General features: G+C 61.5%; 19 protein-coding genes and 1 tRNA gene. 3 read left to right on the top strand and 17 right to left on the bottom strand.

Going from position 1 to position 24,384, the window contains the following annotated elements; all coding sequences use genetic code 11:
* Window positions 1–13: 13 nt before the first annotated feature.
* From CKO35_RS10120 to glgB, 6 genes are all read right to left on the bottom strand, one after another.
* On the bottom strand, window positions 14–1,510 hold the full coding sequence (locus CKO35_RS10120; protein ID WP_207143633.1) for a SulP family inorganic anion transporter: 1,497 nt from the start codon (window positions 1,508–1,510) through the stop codon (window positions 14–16).
* Between the two features lie 253 nt (window positions 1,511–1,763).
* Window positions 1,764–2,231 (bottom strand): GIY-YIG nuclease family protein, encoded by a 468-nt coding sequence (locus CKO35_RS10115; protein ID WP_200175525.1) that lies wholly within the window; start codon window positions 2,229–2,231, stop codon window positions 1,764–1,766.
* Between the two features lie 38 nt (window positions 2,232–2,269).
* A complete protein-coding gene (locus CKO35_RS17960; RefSeq protein ID WP_242467131.1) occupies window positions 2,270–3,220 on the bottom strand; it encodes a hypothetical protein in 951 nt (316 codons plus the stop codon).
* Between the two features lie 120 nt (window positions 3,221–3,340).
* The gene (locus CKO35_RS10105) at window positions 3,341–3,787 is read right to left on the bottom strand and encodes a hypothetical protein (RefSeq protein ID WP_200175523.1); all 447 of its coding nucleotides are present in this window, start codon (window positions 3,785–3,787) and stop codon (window positions 3,341–3,343) included.
* 286 nt (window positions 3,788–4,073) lie between these two features.
* A tRNA-Ala gene (locus CKO35_RS10100) sits at window positions 4,074–4,149 on the bottom strand.
* A 57-nt stretch (window positions 4,150–4,206) separates the two neighbouring features.
* On the bottom strand, window positions 4,207–6,384 hold the full coding sequence (gene glgB, locus CKO35_RS10095; protein WP_200175521.1) for a 1,4-alpha-glucan branching protein GlgB: 2,178 nt from the start codon (window positions 6,382–6,384) through the stop codon (window positions 4,207–4,209).
* Window positions 6,385–6,577: 193 nt separating this feature from the next.
* Between glgB and glgC the strand changes: the two genes are divergently transcribed.
* The 3 genes from glgC to malQ all read left to right on the top strand — a co-directional run bounded on the left by glgC (window position 6,578) and on the right by malQ (window position 11,216).
* Entirely contained in the window at window positions 6,578–7,843 is a 1,266-nt protein-coding gene (glgC, locus tag CKO35_RS10090) for a glucose-1-phosphate adenylyltransferase (RefSeq protein WP_200175513.1), read from the top strand.
* Window positions 7,833–9,575 carry a glycoside hydrolase family 57 protein gene (locus CKO35_RS10085; protein WP_200175511.1) on the top strand — a complete coding sequence of 581 codons (1,743 nt, stop codon included), beginning with the start codon at window positions 7,833–7,835 and terminating at the stop codon, window positions 9,573–9,575. Before glgC ends, CKO35_RS10085 begins: the two co-directional genes overlap by 11 nt.
* A 129-nt stretch (window positions 9,576–9,704) precedes the next feature.
* Entirely contained in the window at window positions 9,705–11,216 is a 1,512-nt protein-coding gene (gene malQ, locus CKO35_RS10080) for a 4-alpha-glucanotransferase (RefSeq protein ID WP_200175508.1), read from the top strand.
* Here the strand turns inward: malQ and CKO35_RS10075 are convergent.
* The 11 genes from CKO35_RS10075 to bchF form a co-directional block, all read right to left on the bottom strand.
* Entirely contained in the window at window positions 11,201–14,809 is a 3,609-nt protein-coding gene (locus CKO35_RS10075; RefSeq protein ID WP_200175500.1) for an EAL domain-containing protein, read from the bottom strand. The genes malQ and CKO35_RS10075 overlap by 16 nt on opposite strands.
* A gap of 22 nt (window positions 14,810–14,831) precedes the next feature.
* Window positions 14,832–15,437 carry a bacteriochlorophyll 4-vinyl reductase gene (gene bchJ, locus CKO35_RS10070; protein ID WP_200175492.1) on the bottom strand — a complete coding sequence of 202 codons (606 nt, stop codon included), beginning with the start codon at window positions 15,435–15,437 and terminating at the stop codon, window positions 14,832–14,834.
* A gap of 15 nt (window positions 15,438–15,452) precedes the next feature.
* The gene (gene puhE / locus CKO35_RS10065; RefSeq protein WP_200175485.1) at window positions 15,453–16,322 is read right to left on the bottom strand and encodes a putative photosynthetic complex assembly protein PuhE; all 870 of its coding nucleotides are present in this window, start codon (window positions 16,320–16,322) and stop codon (window positions 15,453–15,455) included.
* A 51-nt stretch (window positions 16,323–16,373) separates the two neighbouring features.
* The gene (gene puhC / locus CKO35_RS10060) at window positions 16,374–16,868 is read right to left on the bottom strand and encodes a photosynthetic complex assembly protein PuhC (protein WP_200175483.1); all 495 of its coding nucleotides are present in this window, start codon (window positions 16,866–16,868) and stop codon (window positions 16,374–16,376) included.
* On the bottom strand, window positions 16,865–17,548 hold the full coding sequence (gene puhB, locus CKO35_RS10055; RefSeq protein ID WP_200175481.1) for a photosynthetic complex putative assembly protein PuhB: 684 nt from the start codon (window positions 17,546–17,548) through the stop codon (window positions 16,865–16,867). The genes puhC and puhB overlap by 4 nt, the downstream gene beginning before the upstream one ends.
* Complete coding sequence (puhA, locus tag CKO35_RS10050) at window positions 17,545–18,375, bottom strand: photosynthetic reaction center subunit H (RefSeq protein WP_200175479.1); 831 nt, start codon at window positions 18,373–18,375, stop codon at window positions 17,545–17,547. The genes puhB and puhA overlap by 4 nt, the downstream gene beginning before the upstream one ends.
* Before the next feature lie 26 nt (window positions 18,376–18,401).
* Window positions 18,402–19,838, bottom strand: a complete 1,437-nt coding sequence (locus CKO35_RS10045) for an MFS transporter (protein ID WP_200175478.1) — start codon at window positions 19,836–19,838, stop codon at window positions 18,402–18,404.
* Entirely contained in the window at window positions 19,835–20,554 is a 720-nt protein-coding gene (bchM, locus tag CKO35_RS10040) for a magnesium protoporphyrin IX methyltransferase (protein ID WP_200175476.1), read from the bottom strand. Before bchM ends, CKO35_RS10045 begins: the two co-directional genes overlap by 4 nt.
* Before the next feature lie 132 nt (window positions 20,555–20,686).
* A complete protein-coding gene (bchB, locus tag CKO35_RS10035) occupies window positions 20,687–22,294 on the bottom strand; it encodes a ferredoxin:protochlorophyllide reductase (ATP-dependent) subunit B (protein ID WP_200175474.1) in 1,608 nt (535 codons plus the stop codon).
* Between the two features lie 4 nt (window positions 22,295–22,298).
* Window positions 22,299–23,561 carry a ferredoxin:protochlorophyllide reductase (ATP-dependent) subunit N gene (locus CKO35_RS10030; RefSeq protein WP_200175472.1) on the bottom strand — a complete coding sequence of 421 codons (1,263 nt, stop codon included), beginning with the start codon at window positions 23,559–23,561 and terminating at the stop codon, window positions 22,299–22,301.
* The gene (gene bchF, locus CKO35_RS10025) at window positions 23,558–24,061 is read right to left on the bottom strand and encodes a 2-vinyl bacteriochlorophyllide hydratase (protein ID WP_200175470.1); all 504 of its coding nucleotides are present in this window, start codon (window positions 24,059–24,061) and stop codon (window positions 23,558–23,560) included. Before bchF ends, CKO35_RS10030 begins: the two co-directional genes overlap by 4 nt.
* Between the last annotated feature and the right edge of the window lie 323 nt (window positions 24,062–24,384).

The raw sequence follows: 24,384 nt of genomic DNA, 5'->3' as shown, positions 1-24,384 counted from the left end.
TTCCTTCTTCATCTCAATGCCCCATCAGCCGGTCGGCGGCATCGGGCTTGTCATGGACGGCATGGCGGTCAACGATGGTGGCAGTGGCCTCGTTCATGCCGATGATTTCCACCTCGGTACCTTCACGGCGGAAGTTGATCACCACCCGGTCCAGCGCCGACACGGAGCTGATGTCCCAGAAATGGGCGCGGGACAGATCGATGGTCACCTTATCCAGATCCTCGCGGAAATTGAAGGCGGCCATGAATTTTTCCGTGGAGGCGAAGAACACCTGACCATAAACCCGGTAGGTGCGATGCAGGGTTTTGTCATCCGGATTGGTATCGGAGTCGGCGCCCACGAACATGAACTGGCTCACCTTGTTGGCGAAGAACAGGGAAGCCAGCAGCACCCCGGTGAGCACGCCGATGGCCAGGTTGTGGGTGAACACCGTCACGCCTACGGTGGCGATCATGACGATGTTGGTGCTCAGCGGATGGGCCTTCATGTTCTTGATGGAGTTCCAGCTGAAGGTCCCGATGGCCACCATGATCATCACCGCCACCAGGGCCGCCATGGGGACAATGCTCAGGACGGGGCTCAGGAAGACCACCATGATCAAGAGGAAGATACCGGCCGAGAAGGTGGACAAACGCCCGCGGCCGCCGGATTTGATGTTGATCACCGACTGGCCGATCATAGCGCAGCCCGCCATGCCGCCGAAACTGCCGGCGACGATGTTGGAGATGCCCTGGCCCTTGCATTCCCGATCCCGGTCGGTCTTGGTGTCGGTCAGGTCATCGACGATGTTCTGGGTCATCATGGATTCCAGCAGGCCCACCACGGTGAGCGCCAGGGCGTAGGGCAGGATGATCCACAGGGTTTCCAGGTTCAAAGGAATGTCCGGCAGCAGGAAGACCGGCAGGGTATCGGGCAATTCACCCATATCGCCCACGGTGCGGATGTCCAGTTGCAGCAGCCAGGCCAGCAGGGTCAGCACCACGATGGTGACCAGGGGGGAGGGGATGGATTTGGTCACGTAGGGGAACAGATAGATGATGCCCAGGCCCAGGGCGGTCATGGCATAGACGTGCCAGGTCACGCCGGTCAACTCCGGCAACTGGGCCAGGAAGATCAGGATGGCCAGGGCGTTGACGAAGCCGGTCATGACCGAGTTGGAGATGAACCGCATCACCCGTCCCAGCTTCAGATAGCCGGCCAGGATCTGCAGAAAGCCGGTAAGGATGGTGGCCGCCAGCAGATATTCCAGCCCGTGCTCCTTGACCAGGGTGATCATGAGCAGGGCCATGGCGGCAGTGGCGGCGGAGATCATGCCGGGCCGTCCCCCGGTGAAGGCGATCACCACGGCGATACAGAAAGAGGCATACAGACCCACCTTGGGGTCAACACCGGCGATGATGGAGAAGGCGATGGCCTCGGGGATCAGGGCCAGGGCCACCACCAGGCCGGCCAGCAGGTCTCCCCGGATATTGGAAAACCATTCCCGTTTGATTCTTTGCCACTGTATCAAGGGTGAGTCCTTCTATTTGGTCCGGGCCGCGTGGCCTTGGATATCACGATGCAGCGCGCCCCCCGGCGTTCGGTGGCCTGAGCCTTGACCCGCCGGGGTCGCACTGCATCATCCGATGTTTGCTGCATTCGGGGATTTGGGGCGGAAGCGCCCGGGAAACCTCTGATCAATCAGAGCGATGCCGGTCAAGAAGATGTCCGACACGAACCGGCTATCAAGTGCCGGGTGAAATGCTAAATTCAGGGGCATTATTCTATGGGTAACGGGCGCCTCCGTCAACGCCAGTGTGCTGGGCGATGGCCGTTTGCAGGGCGATCGTCCCGCTGTGCCGTCTGCCGATGGCGCCTTCAGGAATTTGCAGGGGAGGCTGGCTACCCAGATAGCGCAGATGGCTGCCGCAGCGCGCGCGGCAATCGGTGGCGCCAAAACCGGCAATCAGCACCTCGCCGCCCGTGGCTGCGTTGAGGTCGCATTCGGCTTCATGATGCAGGCTGACGTGGATCACCCGCGCCTCCCGTCGACTCAGCAACCAGTCGATATGCCAGCGCAGCGTCTTGTCCCGGCTCAGGTGTCGCTCCACCCGGGCCACCAGATTGCGTCGGGCACTTCCGGTATAGACATACCAGCCAGCGGGCAACCGGTGTGGTGCCAGTCGCCCTGCCTGGATGCGGCAGGGGCGACTGAGACGGATATAGAGCCGGTAGGTCGTCGGCAGGGCCAACAGAGAGCGATCCCGGGCAGGGCGACCTGCCCGATGCTTCAGGGGAACATGGACTTGAAAGTGGCCCTGATCTCTTCCCGGATAATCTCCCGAATCCGCTCTTCGGGGATCGGCGGTTCCTGCTTGGGCAGGGCGTCCAGCTCGGCCTGGATCATGGCATGGATGGCGGCTTCGATGGCACCGGGGGTGGATGCGGATGCCGCATCAGGTGCGGCGGCCGGTGCTTCATCGATCCGTGACATTTCTTCCGGTTCGGACATGGGGGCCTCGATTGCCTGTTCTGGCGTGGTGTTATCAGGAGTGAGTGTATCTTCTTCCGGTTCCGGTTCCGGTTCCGGTTCCGGTTCCGGCTCCTCCGGCTCCGGTTCCTCCGGCTCTGCTTCCATCATGGGAGTTTCCATGGTCGCTTCCGTTTCCGGCATGGCCTCATCCACTTCCAGGGTGGGCTGGGGCTCGGTTTCCACGATCATTTCTTCTTCCGCCAGCGCCTCCTCAATCACCGGCGTGGGTGGTGTCACATCTTCTTCAGGTTCCGGCGACTCTTCACCGGCCTGCTGCAGCAACATGTCCAGGACTGGATCGTGGTCTTGATCGGTATCCGGGGTTGTCGGCTTTTCTTCGGCCTCCCGGGCCCACATGGGATCATCAACCAGTTCCAGTTTTTCTATGGACGGCTCCGGTGCGGCCAGCATATCTTCGATATCCGGTTCCGGTTCCGGTTCCGGTTCCGGTTCCGGTTCCGGCTGGCGTGTGGGGGCTGCCGCTTCATTAACGATGAATCGGTCAAAGTCACCGTTTTCGATCCAGTCTGCCCATTCATCATAGAGGGCATTTTTGTCCGTGACGCCCTGGACATCCCCGGAAATGAAGGCTGAGACATCCGAGACCTTGTACTTCTTCCGGACGTACTCCGCCAGAATGACACCGATATCCTTGTTTTCGCGGGTCAGCGCCACCAGACGCATCAGGCTCTCGGATTTTGCATTCATGTCGGTTCCCTTCACGGCTGTGCCGGCCGGCTGAGTGTATGGGTCGCCATGGCCCACGCCAGGCTCCTGATGAACACCTTATCGGCAAGTAGGCAGGGAAATTGAGGCTCATCTGCCGGTTCAATTCAAACCGAAAATCCAGCCCTCGACCTGGGCAATGAGGGATTCGGCGTGTGTGAGCGGAGGAGAAAGACAGGAGGCAAGACTGCCGTCCAGGTCGAAACGGCGTAGCTGCAGGGCGACCACGTAGGCGTCATGCTGGTCGGGTGTGCGGCCGTCCCGTGGATGTGCCTTGCTCCACAGGGAAGGGTAGACCTCGAAAAGGACGGCGCGACCCGGGGGGATGTTCCAGCCATCGAAGGGCCAGACATGCAGCCGCTGCCCCAGTGCCAGCCGCAGCAGGCGTAGCCAGGGAAGTCCGGCATGGGTTGATTTGGCCACCGAGCCGGGGACGTCGAAATGAAACACGGACTTCGCCCCCGCCCGTTCCTCGGTAAGGCGACGCCAGCGGGTGTTGCCGGAACGGTCCTGAGCATATCCGCACGAACCGTCGCGGACAAAATCCACATAGGTGTGTTGATCGTCGGTGGGCCAGTGTTGGTGAAAATCATCCAGGAAGGCGGCCCAGTCCGATGGTGTAGGGTGGCTGATATTTCATTGGCAAGCACCTCACTCCGGTGCCGCGAAGCCCCGACTCAATGCCTGCTGCCAGATGTGGCCATAAATCATGCGCTGATGCTCCCGTGAGGTGAGCAGGCAGGACAAGCACTTTCAGGATTGTGGGAGGCAGCGTGGGAACGAAAAAAGGCCCGACCGTAACTTTTGCTGAAACGGACGGGCCTTTTCGTTTGACTGGTGGAGCGGATGGGAATCGAACCCACGACCTCAGCAGTGCGATTGCTGCGCTCTCCCAACTGAGCTACCGCCCCATGGGGTGAAAGTATACTCCAGGGTTCCGGCTTGTCACCAGTGCCGGGGGCGGTGCCTCAGCCGGTCGCCGGCTGGAGCAGGATGCCCGCCAGCGGCGGCAGGGTGAGCACCACGGAGTAGGGTTTCCCCATCCAGGGAATGTCTTCGGCTTCCACTTCCAGGTTGCCCAGGTTGCCGCCGCCGTAGTAGTGGGAGTCGGAGTTGAAGATCTCCCGATAGCGGCCGGGGGCCGGTACGCCGATGCGATAGCCTTCCCGGGGTACGGGGGTGAAGTTAAGGGCGCTGATGATGAACTGGTTGCCATCTTCGGTCTTGCGCAGGTAACTGAGGACCGACTGGGCAGCGTCGTGACAGTCGATCCAGTCGAAGCCCTGCCATTCGAAGTCGAGGTGGTGTAGCGCGGGCTGTTCCCGGTAGAGACGGTTGAGGTCGGCGACCAGGCGTTGGACGCCTTCATGGAAGGGGTACTGGAGCAGGTGCCATTCCATTTCCCGGGATGCGTCCCATTCGTTGCCCTGACCGATCTCGCAGCCCATGAACAGCAGTTTCTTGCCCGGGTAGCTCCACATGAGGGTGTAGAGCAGGCGCAGGTTGGCAAACCGCTGCCACTCATCGCCGGGCATGCGGTAGAGCAGGGAGCGCTTGCCGTGGACCACTTCGTCGTGGGAGAAGGGCAGCACGAAATTTTCGGTGAAGGCATAGAGCAGACCGAAGGTGAGCCGGTCGTGATGGTAGTGGCGGTGGATGGGATCCTTACTGAAATAATCCAGGGTGTCGTTCATCCAGCCCATGTTCCACTTCATGGCAAAGCCCAGGCCTCCCAGCCAGGTGGGACGGGTGACCTGGGGCCAGGAGGTGGATTCCTCGGCGATGATCAGGGCCCCGGGATGGCGGCCCTGGACGGTACTGTTCAACTCCCGCAGGAACTCGATGGCATCCAGGTTTTCGTTGCCGCCGAACTTGTTGGGTACCCAGTCACCGGGTTCCCGGGAATAGTCCAGGTAGAGCATGGAGGCCACGGCGTCCACCCGCAGACCGTCGATATGGAATTCCTCCACCCAGTACATGGCGCTGGAGACGAGGAAGTTCCTCACCTCGTTGCGGCCGTAATTGAAGATCAGGGTGCCCCAGTCACGATGTTCGCCCAGGCGAGGGTCTTCATGCTCATACAGGGCGCTGCCGTCAAAGCGGGCCAGCCCGTGGGCGTCCTTGGGAAAATGTCCCGGCGCCCAGTCCAGCAATACGCCGATGCCGTGTTCGTGACAGAGATTGACGAAATAGCGGAAGTCATCCGGTTCGCCGAAGCGGCTGGTGGGGGCGTAATAGCCGGTGGTCTGGTAGCCCCAGGAGCCGTCATAGGGGTGTTCGGTGATCGGCAGCAGTTCCACATGGGTGAAGCCCATGCGGGTGACATAGGCCACCAGTTCCCGGGCCAGTTCCCGGTAATTGAGAAACTGGCCGTCTGCGTCCCGCCGCCAGGAACCCAGGTGTACCTCATAGACGGACATGGGGCGGTGCAGCCAGGCCTCGTTGCAGCGATCCGCCAGCCAGGCCTGGTCGGACCACTGGAAGCGGCTGGGATGGTTGACCACCGCCGCGGTGCGGGGGCGCAGTTCAAAGCGCTGACCGTAAGGGTCGGCCTTGAGCAGGATGGCGTCGGTGTCGCGGTTGCGGATTTCGTACTTGTAGAGGGCGCCGGGCGCCATGCCGGGGATGAACAGCTCCCACACCCCGCTGCCACCGCGTACCCGCATGGGATGGCAGCGGCCGTCCCAGCGGTTGAAATCGCCGACCACGGACACCCGTTCCGCGGCGGGTGCCCAGACCGCGAACCGGACGCCCTGAATGCCGTCTACTTCATGAGGATGGGCGCCCAGGAAGCGGTAGGCGTGCCAGTGGCGCCCCTCGTTGAACAGGTGGATGTCGAAATCCGGCACCTGGGGGGCGAAACAGTAGGGATCGTAGGCAATCTGCTCGTGGCCATGACCATCGCTCCATCGTATGCGATAGTGTAAGGGCAGGGCGTCGCGGGGGCCGCGCCACTCGAACAGCCCCTGTTTGCCGACGGGCTTCATGGGGGCGTTGAGTTCCACGATGTCGGCCTCGCGGGCGAAGGGCAGCAAGGCGCGCACCACGCACTGGCCCGCTTCCATGTGGCGTCCCAGAAAGGCAAAGGGGTCGTGATGCCGTGAGTCAAGGATACGCTTGAGGTGTTCGTTGTACGATGTAGGCATGGGACGTTCCGTGGCTGGCGCGGCAGTGTGGCGGCACTTTCCGTGGCTGCAGAAATGATGTAATAGATTCGAAACAGGGACAGCGCACTATGATAAGCGGGCCATGCGGGGGGCTAAAGTACCCGGTTCAGTTAAACCCTATCATGAGCAGTGTGACCGAGTCCCCCATTCACCCGGGTCCGGGAAAGTCAGCATGAAATCACAATCTCAACGTTTCGTCAGTCGTATTACCCGAGACACCCTGGCATTGATCCTTGCCGGGGGGCGGGGGTCCCGCCTCAAGCAGCTTACCCTGTGGCGCGCCAAGCCGGCGGTGCCCTTCGGCGGCAAGTTCCGGATCATCGACTTCCCGCTGTCCAACTGCATCAATTCGGGTATTCGCCAGGTGGGGGTCCTCACCCAGTACAAGTCCCATTCCCTGATCCAGCACATCCAGCGTGGCTGGGGGTTCCTGCGGGGGGAGTTCGGCGAGTTCGTGGAACTGCTGCCGGCCCAGCAGCGCATCGAGACTTCCTGGTATGAAGGGACGGCGGACGCAGTCTATCAGAACCTGGACATCATCCGTGACCATGACCCGGGATACGTTCTTATCCTGGCCGGCGACCATATCTACAAGATGGACTATGGCGACATGATCGCCTACCACGTGGAGTCCGGCGCCGACATGACCGTCGGATGCCTGGAGGTGGATCTGGAGACCGCCAGGGGGTTTGGTGTCATGGCGGTGGACGGAGACGGCCGGGTGCGTCAGTTCACGGAAAAGCCGGCGCAGCCCCAGAGCATTCCCGACAAGCCGGACAAGGCCCTCGCCTCCATGGGGATCTATGTCTTCAATACCCGCTTCCTGTTCGAACAGCTGATCAAGGATGCGGATACCCCCGGTTCCAGCCACGACTTCGGCAAGGACATCATCCCCAGCGTGATCAAGCCCTATCGGGTCATGGCCTATCCCTTCCGGGATGTGCAGACCGGCTCCCAGGCCTACTGGCGCGATGTGGGGACCATCGACTCCTACTGGCAGGCCAATCTGGAGCTGATCGGCGTGACGCCGGAATTGAATCTTTACGACATGGACTGGCCCATCTGGACCTACCAGGAACAGCTGCCGCCGGCCAAGTTCGTGTTCGATGACGATGACCGTCGCGGCATGGCGGTGGATTCCATGGTATCGGGGGGGTGCATCATTTCGGGTTCCCAGGTACGGCATTCCCTGCTGTTTTCCAACGTGATCGTCAATTCTTACAGCAGTGTGAGTGATTCGGTGGTGCTGCCCGACGTGGAGATTGGACGTCATTGCCGGATTCACAAGGCGGTCATCGACAAGGGTTGCCGGATTCCCGAAGGCATGGTGATAGGCGAAAACCCGAGCGAGGATGCCAGACGCTTCTATGTTTCCGAAGGGGGGGTGACCGTCGTGACGCCCGAAATGCTCGGTAATATCACACGCTATGCCCGTTGATCCCGTGCGGAAGGATTCAGTGGCTGTCAGGCTGGTGTTGTGCTGGCACATGCACCAGCCCGAGTATCGCGAGGCGGGTACGGGACGTTATGCCCTGCCATGGACCTATCTGCATGCCATCAAGGATTACGTGGATATGGCGGCTCACCTGGAGGCGACCCCCGGAGCTCGGGCCGTGGTCAACTTCGCGCCGGTCCTGCTGGAGCAGATCAGGGATTACGCCGGCCGCGTGAGCGCCTTTCTGCATCAGGGTGATCCCATTCCCGACCCGGTGCTTGCCCTGCTGGGTGCGCAATCGGCTCCGGCCGGGTCCACAGAGCGCATGCAACTGGCCGAGGCCTGCACGAGGGCGAACCGAAAACGCCTGATCGACCCCCATCAGGATTACCGGATGCTTGCCGACATGCTCCCCTGGTTGCGACAGCATCCGGAGGCTGCCACCTATCTGTCGGATCAGTTTTTCTTCGATCTTGTGACCTGGTATCACCTGGTGTGGCTGGGTGAGACGGTCCGTCGCTCCGATCCCCGGATTGCACCCTTGATGAAGCAGGGCAGGAACTTCACGCCGGGGCAGCGCAGGATGCTTCTGGAAATCATCGGGGATCTGCTGGAAAACCTGATTGCCCGTTATCGGCGCCTGGCCCAATCCGGACAGGTGGAGTTGTCGTTTTCCCCTTATGCCCACCCCATCATGCCCTTGATGCTGGATCTGACATCCGCCCGGGAAGCGGTGCCGGAGGTGTTGCTCCCCCAAGCTCAGGCCTACCCAGGCGGGGATGAGCGGGTGAGGTGGCATGTGGCACGGGGGATGGAGGTATTCGAGGAGCACTTCGGATTGCGCCCTGTCGGCTGCTGGCCTTCCGAGGGCAGTGTCAGTGAGGCCACCCTGCGTCTGCTGGCCCAGGAAGGCGTTCAGTGGACGGCTACCGGCGAGGGGGTGTTGGTCAATTCCCTGCACAAGTCTTCCGATCAGCCCCTGGCGGCGGATCGGCGTTGGCTTTATCGTCCCTATCGTTATGATGCCGAGCGGTTGACGGTCTTCTTTCGGGATGAGGGGCTATCGGATTCCATCGGTTTTCGTTACGCCGACTGGCATGGGGACGATGCCGTGGCCGATTTCATTCATCAACTGGAGCAGATCGCCGGTCAGTTGGCCGGCTCGCGCAGGCCGCAGGATCCGCCGCCAGTGGTTTCCGTTATCCTGGATGGAGAGAATGCCTGGGAATACTATCCCAATAATGGCTTCTATTTTCTTTCCGCGCTGTATCGCAAGCTGGTGAATCACCCTGCCATCGAACTGACGACTTTCTCCGACTGTCTTGACGAACATCCCGCCCTGCCATTGCCGCGGATCGTGGCCGGCAGCTGGGTCTATGGTAATTTTGAAACCTGGATCGGCTCCGTGGACAAGAACCGGGGCTGGGACATGCTTGTTGAAGCCAAGGTCCGGGTGGATCGGGTGATGTCCGAGAGCAGGCTGACCCATGCGGAAAAGGCTGCTGTCCTGGAGCAGCTGGCCGTTTGCGAGGGTTCCGACTGGTGCTGGTGGTTTGGTGATTACAATCCTTCAGCGTCGGTGAGCCTCTTTGAGCGTCTGTATCGTCAGCATCTGACCCGCCTGTATCAGCTCCTGGGAGAAACACCCCCCGGCTACCTGGCCATGACGGTGAGTCGGGGAAGCGAAGCATCGGTGGCAACCGGGGCCATGCGGCCCGGCCAGAAGCCTGAATGATTGCCCGAGTCCCTGCCTTGTCTGATACCCTCGTCCGGGCCGACTGTCAGGTCAGGCTATCATTCAAGGTTCAAGATTCCCGATTTTCCGGTGTGAGCCCGATCATGTCACCGGTTTGAGTCACGCATAATGGACGGAGGCACTGTGTCCGAACGCGTTCCAAAAGCCCAGTCAGTTCTGGACAGGCGCCGTGCCGGAATTCTACTGCATCCGACCTCGCTGCCGGGGCATGGCTTGCAGGGTGCCCTTGGGATAGAAGCGCATCGGTTCATCGAATTTCTTGAAGCCAGCGGGGTGAGTGTATGGCAGGTTCTGCCCCTGAATCAGCCCCATGATGGCGGGTCACCCTATCAGTGCATGTCCGTGCATGCGGGGCATACCGGCCTGATCTGCCTGGATGAATTGCGTCATCGAGGCTGGCTTGAGTGCGAAACGGTCGACCAGCCGGATCCACCACCGAATAATCCCTTTGACAGCCCGGTGCTGCGGCAGGCGAGGGCAGGATTTGAGGCGCGGGCATCCAGTGAGGAGCGTGCCGAGTTTTCTGCGTTCAAATCCCACCATGCCCATTGGCTGGAGGATTATGTGCTGTATCTGGGGCTCAAGGCCGAGCAGGGAATGTCACCGTGGTGGGACTGGCCGGTTCCTTTGCGGGACCGCCATGCCAGTGCCCTGGAAAAAGCAGGCCAACGACTGGAACACGGCCTGGAACAGTATCGGTTTGAGCAGTTTCTGTTCTACGTGCAACTGCATGCCGTGAAACGGCATGCCAATCATCGGGGCATTCTGCTCTTTGGCGACATGCCTATCTTCGTGGCCAGTGACAGCGCCGATGTGTGGACCCATCGGCAGCTGTTTGACCTGGGCCCCCAGGGGATGCCTAACAGCGTGGCGGGCGTGCCCCCGGATTACTTCTCCGCCACGGGGCAGCGCTGGGGCAACCCCCATTATCATTGGCAAAACATGGAGGCCGATGGTTTCCGCTGGTGGATCGAGCGCATCAATGCAGCTCTTGAGATGGTGGATCTGATACGCATTGATCATTTCCGGGGGTTTGAAGCCTATTGGTCGATTCCGGCCCATGAGGAAACCGCGATCAACGGCCATTGGGTGCCTGCCCCCGGCAAGGCACTGTTCGATACCCTGCGGGACCGCTTTGGCACGCTGCCGCTGGTGGCGGAGGATCTTGGCGTCATTACGCCGGAAGTAGATGCCTTGAGGGATGAAAGTGGTCTGCCGGGGATGAAGATCCTGCAGTTTGCCTTTGAAGGGGGGGCCGACAACCCCTATCTGCCCCATCACCACGGGGAAAACTCCGTGGTGTATACCGGCACCCATGATAACGACACCACGTTGGGCTGGTTCTCGTCCTGTAACGAGGCACTTCAGTCGAGGGTGCTGGAATATCTGGGGTATCCGGATGAGTCCATGCCGTGGCCCCTGGTTCGCAGTGCGCTGGCTTCCGTATCCCGTCTGGCCGTTCTGCCGATGCAGGATGTGCTGGAACTGGATGGACGGCATCGCATGAACGTTCCCGGGACCCAGGAAGGCAACTGGCGCTGGCGTTTCACCTGGGATCAGGTGCCCGACACGCTGGTCGGGCGTCTACACCACATGATGATGCTCTATGGTCGCACCTGATGCGAGGCAACGGGCAGCAGGGTACTGTCCCTGAGCCGGGCGCCGATCACTTCCGCCGGTTGCGGATGACTGAACAGGAAGCCCTGTCCGCAGGTGCAGCGGTGGCCGATCAGGAAATCCTTCTGCACCGTGGTTTCCACGCCTTCGGCCACGACCTGCAGGCCCAGGTTGATCCCCAGCCCGATCATGGCATCGACGATGGCCGTGGCCTGTCTGCGTCGTGAAGGATCACGTTCCAGGCTGGCGATGAAAGATTGATCGATCTTGAGGCCATGGACCGGCAGATTGCCCAGGTAGCTCATGGAGGCATACCCCGTACCGAAATCGTCCAGTGACAGGGTAAATCCTGCCGCATTCAGTTCGGACAGGATGGTAATGGCATCATCGATGGAACGCATCGCGGTGCTTTCGGTGATCTCGAACTCAAGCATTGCCGGTTCAATGCCGTAGCGGGCCACGGTCGCCAGGATGTCGGAAACCAGGCTTCTTTTATAGAGTTCCTGGGTGGTCAGATTGATGGAGACGGGCACGGTGGGTATGCCGGCTTCGCGCCAGCGCTGAATCTGTTCGCAGGTCTTGCTCAATACCTGTGGGCCAAGGCTGAGAATGAGGCCGCTACTTTCCGCGACCGGTATGAAACGGCCGGGGGGCAGAAGCCCCAGTTCCGGGTGATTCCAGCGCACCAATGCCTCAAGACTCAGGATCTGCCCGGTGGTCATGTCGACGCGGGGCTGATAGTGGAGCAGCAGTTCGTCTTGTTCCAGGCCCCGGCGAAGTGCCTGTTCCATCTGGAATTGTTGTTTGAGCTGCTTGTCCATGCTGGGGGTGAAGAAACAGTAGAAACGCCCTCCGCCGTCAGTCTTGCTGCGGTGCAGGGCGGCGTCGCTACGGCGAAGCAGCTCGTCCACATTGTCCGCATCACCCGGGAAGAGGGCGATGCCGGTGCTGGCGGTGATGACCAGCGACTGATCCTGAATGGTCAGGGGTTGTTCCATCACCTGATTGATGCGCTCGGCAAGATGGAGCGCATCCTGGGTTTGCTTCATGGTCGCCTTGAGTAACAGAAAATGGTCTCCTCCCATCCTCGCCAGGCTGTCTTGCGCTTCGAGCAGGCCCTGAAGACGGCTGGAAAGCATTCTCAGAAGTTCATCACCCGCCGCATGTCCCAACGTGTCGTTGACGCGTTTGAGATCATCCACGTCAATGGAAAAGATCGCCAGATGGTGCCCATTCTGGCGTGCCTTGGCCATGGCCTGCTGGATGCGATCACGTATGACAGCCCGCTTGGGCAGTTCGGTCAGGGGGTCGTAATGGGACAGGTAACTGAGTTGTTCCGACAGGGCCTTGCGGGCACTGAGATCCTCGGACATCTTGACGAAATGGGTGATCTCTCCCTGGGCATTTTTCAGCGGCGCGAACGTTGCCTGCTCCCAGAAATGTTCCCCCGATTTCTTGCGTACGGACAGCTCGCCGTTCCAGATTTTCCCCGCCATCATCTCTCGCAGGATGTCATCCAGCGTGGATTTCATGGATGAGTCGTCGCCGTGGATCAGGGAAAGGGATTGTCCCTGGGCTTCCTCGCGGCTGAAGCCGGTGAGTTGGCTGAAGCGGGTGTTGGCGTACTCGATTCGTGCCTGCCGGTCAGAAATGAGTACGATGCTGGGACTTTGCTCCACCACCAGCGCCAGCCGCTGAATCAGGCTCTGCTGGCGATTTTGATCGGTAATGTCCACCAGGCCGCCGAAAAGCCGGGTCTGGTGTGGGGCGTCCTTCAGTTGGATGCATTCCGTGGTTGCCCTGACCCAACGCGGAGGACCCATCTTGCAGCGAAGGCGCAATTCGCAGCAGGAGGCCTGGCCGGGCCCGAGATTGAGGATTTCCTTCCTGAAGATATCCTGATCCTCTTCCTGGACGAGAAACCCCCAACAGCCGCGGCTACGGATGTCGGCGACACTGTAGCCAGTGACCGTCTGGATGGAATCGGTAATCCAGTCAATCTGCAGGTGACCCTGATCGTCCTTCCGGCACGAGTAACCGATGTCATTGGTGACGGCGCAGATGTGACGGTAGCGCGTCTCGCTTTCCTGGAGTTCGTGCTGGGTGCGATAGCGCATGATCATGCTTACCAGACTTTCCGAGACCACCCGCATCTGGTCGGGTTGTTCCTGCCAGTGGTGATCCGGCAGCTGCGCAAAACTCTCCAGCAGCAGCATGCCCAGGATTTCACCATCGCTGATCATGGGTATCAGGCGAACCGAGCGGGCGTTGTCAGGGCTCAGCAGCTGATGCTCCCGGGCAAATTCGGGGGGCTGTCCAGGGCCCTTTTCCAGCAGCAATACCTCACGGTTCCGCATCCGGTGGGTGGTCCAGGGGAGTTGCGTGACGTGCCATTGACGGGGTGGGTCGGTTTCAGCGGATTCCTCTTCCAGGCCGGACCAGTGATGAGTGAGCTCCAGGGCATTTCGATCCGGGGTATATTCCAGGATGCGGCAGCGGTCTGCCTGGAAAAATCGTCCGATCTGTTGTAGTGCCTGCGTCATGGCAGGGCCCATGTGTTCGATCCGGGTATTGACGAACAGGGATGAGATATTGGCCAGCATGGCCTGGAAGCTCAGTTGATGCTCCAGGGACGTCTGCACCTTTTGCCGGTCGGTAATGTCCCGGTTGATCCCCCGATGCCCCATGAACTGGCCATGGGCGTCCATCACCGGATTGCAGATATGCTCGACCCAGCGGACCTCGCCCCCCTTGGTCAGGATCCGGAACAGTACCGGGGTGTTCAGGGTCCTTTCCGTAGCCGACTTGTGTGCCTGGTAGCATGGCAGGTCATCGGGATGAATGATCCGTTCCAGCAGATCGGGATCATCCATGAATTCCTCGGCACTGTAACCGGTGATGCGCGCGCAGGCCGGTGAGATATAGCGAAACTCCCCATCCTGCCCGATCCAGAAATCCCAGTCGGGGGAGAAGGTTGCCAGGATGCGGTAGTTGTCCTCGCTCTCTTGCAGGCGGGCATAGGATTCCAGCAGGGCGTCGCGCTGCTGGATGAGCAGGGTCCGGTCCACGATGCTGCAGATGAAACCCGGTTTGGCGCCATCCGGTTCCGGCAGTCGAATGAGAGCGATATCGGCAATCAGGGGGTGTCCGTCGGCTCGCCGGAGACGCACGGCCTGGCAGTCTGCACGCCCATCGTGGCGCGCCCTCTCCAGGGCGTTTTCCAGAAAGCTTCTATGCTTTGCTTCCGATATCTGGGTAAACAGCTTGCGGTTAAGGGCCAGGCTTCGGTGGGCGGCGCTATTGGCGTCCTGCAGGAATCCGGCCCAGTCGATGCGAAGCACCGGCAGTGGCAGCTCCTGATACAGGCGGCTGAACCGGCTCAGGGCCAGTTCGGTGACTTCCTGGCTCTCAAGCAGCGCCTCCTGCTGTATGCGCAGTTCGGCGTGATAGATATGCAGCTCTTCCAGGAGCGTTTCGACGTCCAGTTCCCCCCGTTGCAGGGAGAACAGGGTGCTGTCAAAACTGTGATCCCGCAGGATCTGCTTGGCTCGCTCGCGCAGGGTGGTGGCGTCGAGCAGTGGCATCTTGGAGGCCATGAATTATCCAGAGACCGCAGTATCAAACGTTCCAGCATACGTCAAACAGACAGCTGGGTGCACCCAAGGCACCGCAGGCCGTTTCCCGAACGACGGTGTTTTTGTGGACCAGTGAGCGGAAAAGATGTTCAAAAGTCGCCGCATAGTAATCACACACCGGCTCATGGGCCTGGATTTCCTTGCAGATGGGGCCTCCGGTAATACTCAGTTCAAGGGTCCGGCCATGGTTCACCTGGAAGCGGCCGCTGCCGGTGAAGGTCCATGCGTTGCGGGATATGGCGGCCAGCAGGATGCGGCTGGCCGGCCCTGCCGGCAGCAGTCTGAGCACTGTCTGGACCGGTTTGGGGATGCGGTTGGCCAGCAGGTACTCGGCGGTCAGGTGGCCTGCCTCGCGGGATACCGACCGCGCCTCTTCGGGGGCAAGGGTTTCCCGTACCACCCGATGCAGGGCGGTGACCCCTTTCTCGTCCACCATCTGGGTGGGCGGCTCGGACAGATAATGGGCCAGCCCGGCGGCTTCGAAAATCCGCGTGGTGACGGCCTCTCCCTGCTGGCGGGTCAATGCCTGCGCCATGCGGGTGATGGAATTGGGACCAATGGTGCCAGGGGTGTGTGCGTGCGCGGTCATGGGCGAGGTACGGAATCAGGAGCGAAAACGACTGGGACCGGCGGCAAGACCAGTGCCTGGAGATTCCTTGTCTGGGTCATTGGCCACCGGAATGTTGGGTCGGATGGGGCGAAAACATGGCTCGGGCTGCCGGGAGCGTAACGCCCAGTTCCAGAGTGCCTGGGAGGGCAGGGGCAGTACCAGAAACCAGTGTTCCAGGATCGCCAGGATCATCAGAATGGCCAGGAACGTTGCCATCACGGCCTGGTGGGCGGAAACCTCCGGATTCATGGCCGTTTGCACCAGAAGGACGGCAACCACCGTGGATGCGGTGACAGATATCGGGAACAGCAGATTCATGGGGCGCTTGCGGAAATAGCTTTCCAGGTAGCGCAGATGATCCGGCAGCCACTCCTCGTTGAGATTACGCACACCGAGGAAGACGTTCAGCTTGGTGCTGGTGCGCATGACCCAGAGGATGAGGAAGGTATACAGGCCCATCTGATTAGCCCCTCCCCAGGTCACCCACAGGATGGCGGCTACGCTGATCAGCAGTGCCAGTTCGTGGTAGATGATGGCCTGGGTGGCATAGAGGAACCGCCGCCAGCCACGGGCATTATCCGGACAACGGGTGCGCCGTGACCCTGTGATCAGCCCCATGAGAAAGCTCATTTCCACCCAGCCCCAGATGAGGATGGCACAGGTAAAGGCGATATAGGCACCGGCAACGGAGACATCCTGGCTGGTGGCGGCCAGGCCGTACAGGGCTGCAGCACCGAGCACACTGGCGCCGAGCATGCTCCAGCGATAGGTGTGCCGGGGGAGTCCGTCCAGATAGATGATGGCCCCGGTGCTGAACCACCAGAGGAAGACCACGTAGAGAATTGGCAGGCCGAACTGTGTCACGGATTCAGTTTACCCGGTTTCGCGGCCTTGCGCGCAATGGATTGCCAGGACTCAGGAGTCCTTCGCGATATCCAGAAGTCTTGCGAACGCACCGGCATTGGTGGGGCCGAACGCATTAAGCTCATAGCGCAAGCCGGTAGCCGGGTCTTCAAGGGTCAGGCTGCCGTTGGACCAGCGCGTCAGACGCAGGAGCGAAGGGGAGCGTTTTTCTTCTTCTGTACGTCGATCCAGCATGATAATGCGCAGGACGGGGCGCATGAAGCCGCCTTCGGCCGGTCCCAGCACCTGGAGGATCCGGTCGTTGGATCCGTCAAGAATCGCCAGATAACCACCAGGGCGGTCTTCGGTACGCAGATCCAGGGTCTGCATGACGGTGGCCTGAGCGTCTCCGGATTCCGCCGGGTCCGCCTGGGCAGGCACGAACCTGGCAGAGGTGGCACTGGCGCCGAGGTAATATACCCCGGCGCTCAGGGCCACGGCCAATGCCGCCAGCCCGGAGAGCATCAGTGTGGTGTTGGCACGATGTCTCGCCGGTTGTTCATTCATGATGCGGTCTGACTTGAGGTCTGGTTGGAATCGGTTCTGCGTACCGAGCCGGACAGCATGCCGGTCAGTTCAGGCCTGGCATTCGGGTCGGCCGGCACATATTCGCCATGGATTGCCTTGCCCAGCAGTTCTGCAACGCGCTTGGCATCAGGAATGCAACGCATCATGGGTTGAGGGGTCAGGAGTCGCCACGGACGTACATGGGGCCACATGATGAGGTATGACACCCTTTCCGGAGGTTCAAGCACCAAGGGTATGTCGCCCGTGCCATCAGAGTAGGCCTTGAGAGACGCGGATCTGATCACCTGGTAGGGCAGGTTCACCGACAACTGGATGGCGACCCCGAAGCGGATGACGATGCGACGATTCGTGATGGTGTAGACCGTGGCGCGTGCCATCAGCCAGGCCAGCAGGTAGAGCAGGGCTACCGCGGTCACGGACAGGGTAAAGACCAGGGCGGTGTCAGCCAGGGCTCCGGGAATGGAGGCGCCTTGCATCAGGCTGTAGCTGCCCCGGGCGGCAAGAAAAATACCCAGATAGACCATGACCTTTCTGACATGAAAGGCCCGCCGGGCGAGGGCGCCCCACAGGGGGGCGCCTTGCCACAGTATGTGCTCCCCCTCGGGGGGGAGCTCGGGCAGACCACGGATCGGTTCAGGAGCGTGGTCGTCGTGACTCACAGGAAGGCTTCCCTGCGTTCCTTGGCGGCGTAGAAGTGACCACCACCGAAGTAGGCCATGATGCGGTCTTCTTCCAGGCGGGTGACGGACTCGGCGTTGCGGGTCAAGGGGGCATCGGCGAAGTGATGGGACATCACGGACACCACGCGTACCTCGAAGGGACGACCGTCGATCATGCGCTCACCCAGGCTGGCACCTGCCTTGGCCTTGGCGGCACGGGCCACCTTGGAGAGGAACATCGGCACCAGTACGGTACGGTTGGCGATCTCGGAATTGACTTCCACTTCCAGGTAACGGGGCATGGCTTCGGAGCGGTCAACCCAGATGTCACGCACGGTACCGGCCACCTTGCCGTCAGCGGCGTAAACGGGCATGCCGCGGGGGTCGGGGTCACGGGAAGGCACGCCGAAGCCGTGGCTGGTGGCGCGCATGGGGACGATGCGGGGTGCGCCGTCCATGGTGACATCGGGCTCATCGGCACGCTGTGCCCAGGAGGCGGGACCCACGCCGTCAATCATGGGATTGCCGGTGGGTTCCAGCGGCGAGCCGGGGAACGGGTTGCAGGGCTTGGCATGTACTTCACGGGTGTCGGGGTTGCCGTTGGCAATGATGATGGCGCCGCCGTCTGCAGTCAGGAACTGCTTGGGACCAGGCGCGGGCGGGAAGCCCTGAACCGTGATGTAGGGGGAACGATCAGACTCCAGTGGATACCCCTCCCGCTTGTTTTCGCGGTGGAGGTAATAAACTAGGCCTGCAAAGAAGAACCAGAAGACGTACAGCGTGACTTGCGCGACATCCATATATTCAGTAATGGCACCGGTTGGCATTGCATTTCCTCCAGGTTTCGAGTGGCCTAGCCGGGGAAGTCGGCCATGCCGAACCTCGATGAAGATTGCTCTCGGGAAACGCCCTTGCTGCGCACGAGCGGTCCGATCGCGATGAGTGTGGCAAACAACAACACTATTTCAATATGGTAGACCACCGCATAGCCAATTTCCGGACCGGTCAGGGACGGACCCAGCAGTTCCCTGCTGGTCATGGCGTTGACGATGTCGCGGATCACACCCCCCAGGATGATTCCCAGGCCCAGGGCGGTTGCCTGAACGGCGCCCCAGGCACCCAGTGCGATACCGCTTTGCCCACCATTCTCCCGGCTCATGGCCGCAATCAATGTGCCCACGGCGAAAAAGCCTGTACCGAAACCGATGCAAGTGGCACCGATACGGAACAGCAACGCCGAATCCATGGGTGCTGCAAGGATCACCGCCGTGAACGCACCAATGCCGATCAGCGCGCCCAGGGCCGAGAGCCGATAAGGGTTCCCGCCGCGGCTGAGCCACCAGGCCGCAAAGGCCAGGGAGGCCAGGGTGCCGCCCGCAAGTAAAGCCGTCAGTGTCGTCGTGGCACTGACGGACAACCCCAGAATTTCTCCGCCGTAAGGCTCCAATAATATGTCCTGCATCTGGAAACCGGCCGTTCCCAGCCCCACCACCACGAGAAAACGCATCGCATGGCTCTGGCTCATGTAATTGCGCCAAGCCTCCTTGAAAGGCTGCCGCGGTGCGTTCTTCGAGGTGCGTGCAGGGTTACGCGCCTCTTGTTTCCATAATGCCAGACAATTTACAAGGAAAGTCACGACAGCCGCGCCTTGTATGACCTGGATCAGTTTCATTTCGCTGAAATCAATCAGCAGGGCACCCAGGGTGAGGGCGCTGATCAGCATGCCCACCAGCAGCATGGTATAGAGCAGCGCGACCACCCGGGGACGCTTGTCTTCCGGGGCCAGGTCGGTGGCCAGGGCCAGTCCCGCGGTCTGGGTGGTATGCAGGCCGGCGCCGGTCAGGAAGAAGGCCAGTGCGGCCGCCGCGGGCCCCGCCCATTCCGGTCCCATCTCGCCGCCGGTGGACATGAGCAGCAGGGCAAAGGGCATGAATGCCAGACCGCCGAACTGCATCAGCGTGCCGATCCAGATGTAGGGCACGCGGCGCCAGCCCAGGGCGGAACGATGGGTGTCGGAACGGTGACCGATGAGGACGCGGAAGGGAGCAAACAGGACCGGCAGGGCGACCATCAGGGCCACCAGGGCCGCCGACAGGCCCAGTTCCACGATCATGACGCGGTTGAGGGTGCCTGTCAGCAGGACGATGGACATGCCCACCGAGAGCTGGAACAGGGACAGGCGCAACAGTCGTCCCAGGGGTAGATCCCGGGTGGCTGCATCGGCAAAGGGCAGAAAGCGCGGCCCTAGCTGGGACAGCGCCCTGGCGATCTGTCGGCTGACGGCCTTCACGTCACATCATTCCTGCCTGTGCTCAATTCCAGTGCCTGGGAGGTGTAAAACCCCTTGGTGATGCGATGGGTCCGCATGGGTTTCCAGCCGTCCAGGGCGGGTTCGGCGGCGACCAGTTTCAGCAGTGTCTTTTCGGCCACCGGTTCGATGGCGGGGGAGCGGTCGCTCTTGGGGAAGACCTTGCCCACCGCATGCATGACGGCCAGGGCCGGGGTGCGGGGGGCGAAGGTGAACAGCAGGCTCGCATGGGTGCGGGCGGCCAGCACCGAAAGGGCCTGGACGATGTCCTGTGACTGGTAGTGGATCAGGGAGTCCATGGCCACCACGTAGTCGAATTCTCCCAGCTTGGGGTCCAGGTAGTCGCCCACATGGAACTTGATCTCGCCGGTGCCCAGGTCTTCGGATTCGGCACGCTCGCGGGCCATGTCCACCAGATTTTGGGACAGGTCGATGGCGATCACGTGGGCCCCGCGACGGGCGGCCTCCACCGAAAGCATGCCCGTGCCGCAGCCGGCATCCAGGACCCACTTGCCCGTGAGATCCTGAGGCAGCCAGTCCAGCAGGGTGTTGCGCATTTGCTCACGACCGGCACGCACCGTGGCACGAATGCGGCCCAGTGGCGTGTCGGAGGTCAGCTTTTTCCAGGCATCGACGGCGGTCCGGTCGAAGTAGGTTTCCAGCTGGCCGCGTCGCTTCTGATAGGAGGAAGAGGGCATCGGGCAAATCCGTGTCAGTCAAAATGGGGCTGCATGGCCCCTGATTATAGTCGGCCGCGGGGAAGTCCTCATCCCCGCAGGCCATTCATCCTGATCAGGACAGGGCATGCATGAAATTCGTACCGGCATGGCTCACCGGCCGAAGTGCGCCTTGGCGTCATACAGGGTGTCGATCTCGATACGGCTGATTCCCCGTTCCTTGGCAAAGCGCTCGGTGTTGCGTCGTGCCTTGCCGCGTACGAAGAAGGGAATCTTGCGCAGCTCCTTTTCCGCCTCCGGCGACCAGACCGGCTCGCCATCGTCGGGTGTTGCCTCGGGTGTCGTTTCCGGCGTGGTCTCGGCGGCGGGCGCGGCCGACAGGGTCGGTTCCACGGCGCGGGTTTCCGCCGGCGCGCTGGCGCCCAGGTGCGAGGGGCCGGCCTCGGCGTGGAACTCGAAGTCTTCCCGGAACATGCCCAGCAGATGTTCTTCCAGGCCCATCATCAGGGGGTGAACCCAGGTGTCGAACAGGACGTTGGCACCGCCAAAACCCATCTGTGGGGCATAGCGGGCAGGGAAGTCCTGTACATGGACCGGCGCGGAGATGACGGCGCAACCCACGCCCAGGCGTTTGGCAATGTGCCGTTCCATCTGGGTACCCAGGACCAGTTCCGGATGCAGTTCCGCCACCTGGGCTTCCACTTCCAGATAATCATCGGTGATCAGGGGCTCGATATCATACTGCCTGGCCGCCTCTCGCACCTCCCGGGCAAATTCCCGGCTATAGGTGCCCAGCCCCACCACGGTGAAGCCGAATTCCTCGGTGGCGATCCGGGCCGCCGCAACCGCGTGGGTGGCGTCGCCGAAAATGAACACCCGCTTGCCGGTGAGATAGTTGGAGTCCACCGACCGTGAATACCAGGGTAGACGGGAATCGCCGTCCCGTAGCGCTGGTTCCGGGTCGACACCGGCCAGGGCGGCCACCTCGGCGATGAATTCGCGGGTGGCGCCGACCCCGATGGGCACGACCTTGGTGAAGGGTTGCCTGAACATCCGTTCCAGCCATTTGGCGGCGGTGGCGGCAATCTCGGGATAGAGGACCACATTGAAGTCGGCTTCGCCCAGGCGGGTGATGTCCATCGGTGTGGCACCCATGGGTGCGGTCACATGGACATCAATCCCGAGGCTGTTCAGCAACCGGGTGATTTCCTGAACGTCATCCCGGTGCCGGAACCCCAGGGCCGTGGGGCCCAGGATATTGCAGCGGGGCCGTTGCCCTTCGGGGCGAGAGGGGCGCTCGGTGCCCGGGGCGGGTGCGCGGGGGCCGGCCAGACCACGGACGATCTGGTAGAAGGCTTCCGAGGCGCCCCAGTTTTCCTTGCGCTGGTAGGACGACAGTTCAAGCGGGATGGCGGGGACGGGCAGGCCCAGACCCTTGGCCAGTCCGCCCGGATCATCCTGGATCAGTTCCGCGGTACAGGATGAGCTGACCAGCATTGCCTGGGGCTTGAAGCGGTCACAGGCCTCACGGGCCGCGTCCATGAACAGCTCGGCCGTGTCCTGGCCCAGATCACGCCCCTTGAACGTGGTGTAGGTCACCGGCGGACGCTTGTCGCGACGCTCGATCATGGTGAACAGCAGATCCGCATAGGTGTCACCCTGCGGTGCATGAATCACGTAATGGAGGCCTTCCATCCCGGTGGCCACGCGCATGGCGCCCACATGGGGTGGGCCCTCATAGGTCCAGACCGTCAGTTGCACGACATCAGACTCTCAGTTTGGCCTTCCGCAGCAGCGGACGGGCGAAAAGTTCAGCAAGATCAGCCGCCTGGTCATATCCCTGGATGGGGGTGAAGACCAGCTCGATGGACCATTTGGTAGTGATCCCTTCGGCTTCCAGTGGATTGGCCAGTCCCAGGCCGCAGACGGCCACATCGGGCTGTGCGGCCCGGCAACGTTCCAGTTGCCTGTCCAGGTGCTGACCCTCGCTCAGGGTGATGCCCTCCGGTAGCAGCTCCAGTTCTTCAGCCATGTGTCGGCGGTGAAGATGGGGCGTGCCGATCTCCAGCAGTTCCATACCCGCCTCGCGGTGCAGGAAGCGGGCGAGGGGGATCTCCAGCTGGGAATCGGGGAACATGAAAAGGCGTTTCCCTTCCAGTTGTTCGCGCATGCGGGCCATGCCGCGACGTGCGCGCTCGATACCCGGTGCCGTCACCTTGTGGAACAGGTCGCCATCGACGCCGAAGCTGTCCGCCACCGCCTTGAGCCAGCGGGTGGTGCCTTCCTCTCCAAGGGGGAAGGGGGCCGGGATACGGGTGGCGCCACGTTGTTCCAGGCAGCGTGCGGTTTCCGCCAGGAATGGCTGGGCCAGAATGTAGCGGGTGCCGGATCCGACGGCCGGCATCTCACGGGAGTTGCGTGCCGGCAGAAACTGCACGCGGTTGATGCCCATGTCCTTGAAGATGCGCATGAACTGATCTTCCACCACATCCGCGAGGGTGCCCACCACCAGCAGGTCGGGAGGGCTGTCGGCCGGTGTGGAGGGCAGTTCGGGGACCAGGGCTGCCAGGCAGGTATCCTCGCCCTGGGTGAAGGAGGTTTCCAGGCCGCTGCCGGAATAGCTCAGGACGCGTACTTGCGGCATGTGCTGCTGGGACAGGCGGGTGGCTGCCTTCTCAAGGTCCAGCTTGATGACTTCGGATGGGCAGGAGCCCACCAGGAAAAGCATGCGGATGTCGGGGCGACGTTCCAGCAGACGGGCCACCACCCGATCCAGTTCTTCGTTGGCGTCGGCCAGGCCGGCCAGATCCCGCTCCTCGATGATGGCGGTGCCGAACCGGGGCTCGGCGAAGATCATGACGCCGGCCGCGGACTGCATCAGATGGGCGCAGGTCCGGGAGCCGACGATGAGGAAAAAGGCATCCTGAATCTTGCGGTGCAGCCAGATGATGCCGGTGAGGCCGCAGAACATGGAGTTCTGCCCCCGCTCGCGGATGACGGGGATGTCCATCAGCTTCTCGCCGTTCATTTGTCCGATCCTTCCGCCGAAGCGGCGCCCTGTAGACGGGCGGCGCGCAGCTTGATCAGGAACTGGGCGGCGTTGATCACATAGATGGCATAGGCCACCAGGGCCAGGTACATCTGCTGTTCGGTGTTCAGGAAGTTCCAGAACAGGGACGCCATGTAGGCCGTGTGCAGGGCGATTACCAGCATGCTCACCACATCCTCCCAGAAGAAGGCCTTGGCGAACAGGTAATGACCGAACACCACCTTTTCCCAGATGGCGCCGGTGACCATGATGGTATAAAGAATGAGTGTCTTGAGGACGATGGAGGCATGGGCCAGCCAGAGCCCTTCGCCGGTCATCAGATAGCGCACGACCAGCCAGGCGCTGATGATGAAGACGACGAACTGTAGTGGTGCCAGGATGCCCTGAACCAGTGTCCACGGCGTCTCGTCGCGACGCCGCCGTTCCTCGGGAGTATAGAGTGGGCGGGGCTTGCGCTCACCGGCTCCAGCATGCTGCATTGCGCCTTTCTCCAGACAACTCAACGTGGTGGCGTGAGTTTGTACAAGGGCCCCCGGTTTGTCAATTAAAGTGGACGTAAGCATTGGTTGACAATTGCGGGATGGACAACCATGATTTTCGTAGGCAAAAAACGTCCCCATCCTGCTAGACTGCCAAGATCGATTTGTCAGGAGAATGGCATCAGTTTTCCTGGCGCCTTACGGATGTCACCGCCAAGGTGGCTTTTCGGTGTCCTGGGGGGAGTTTATGGTGACTGCGAGACGTCCGGCCAGTCGTGATGACCGGGTTCCGACCCGCGGTGCTGGTGGAGATGGAGAGGCGC

Source organism: Ectothiorhodospira shaposhnikovii (assembly GCF_016584105.1).
Lineage (GTDB): Bacteria > Pseudomonadota > Gammaproteobacteria > Ectothiorhodospirales > Ectothiorhodospiraceae > Ectothiorhodospira > Ectothiorhodospira shaposhnikovii.
Note: the sequence above shows the minus strand (reverse complement) of the source record. Positions and strands in the feature narration are given on the sequence as shown.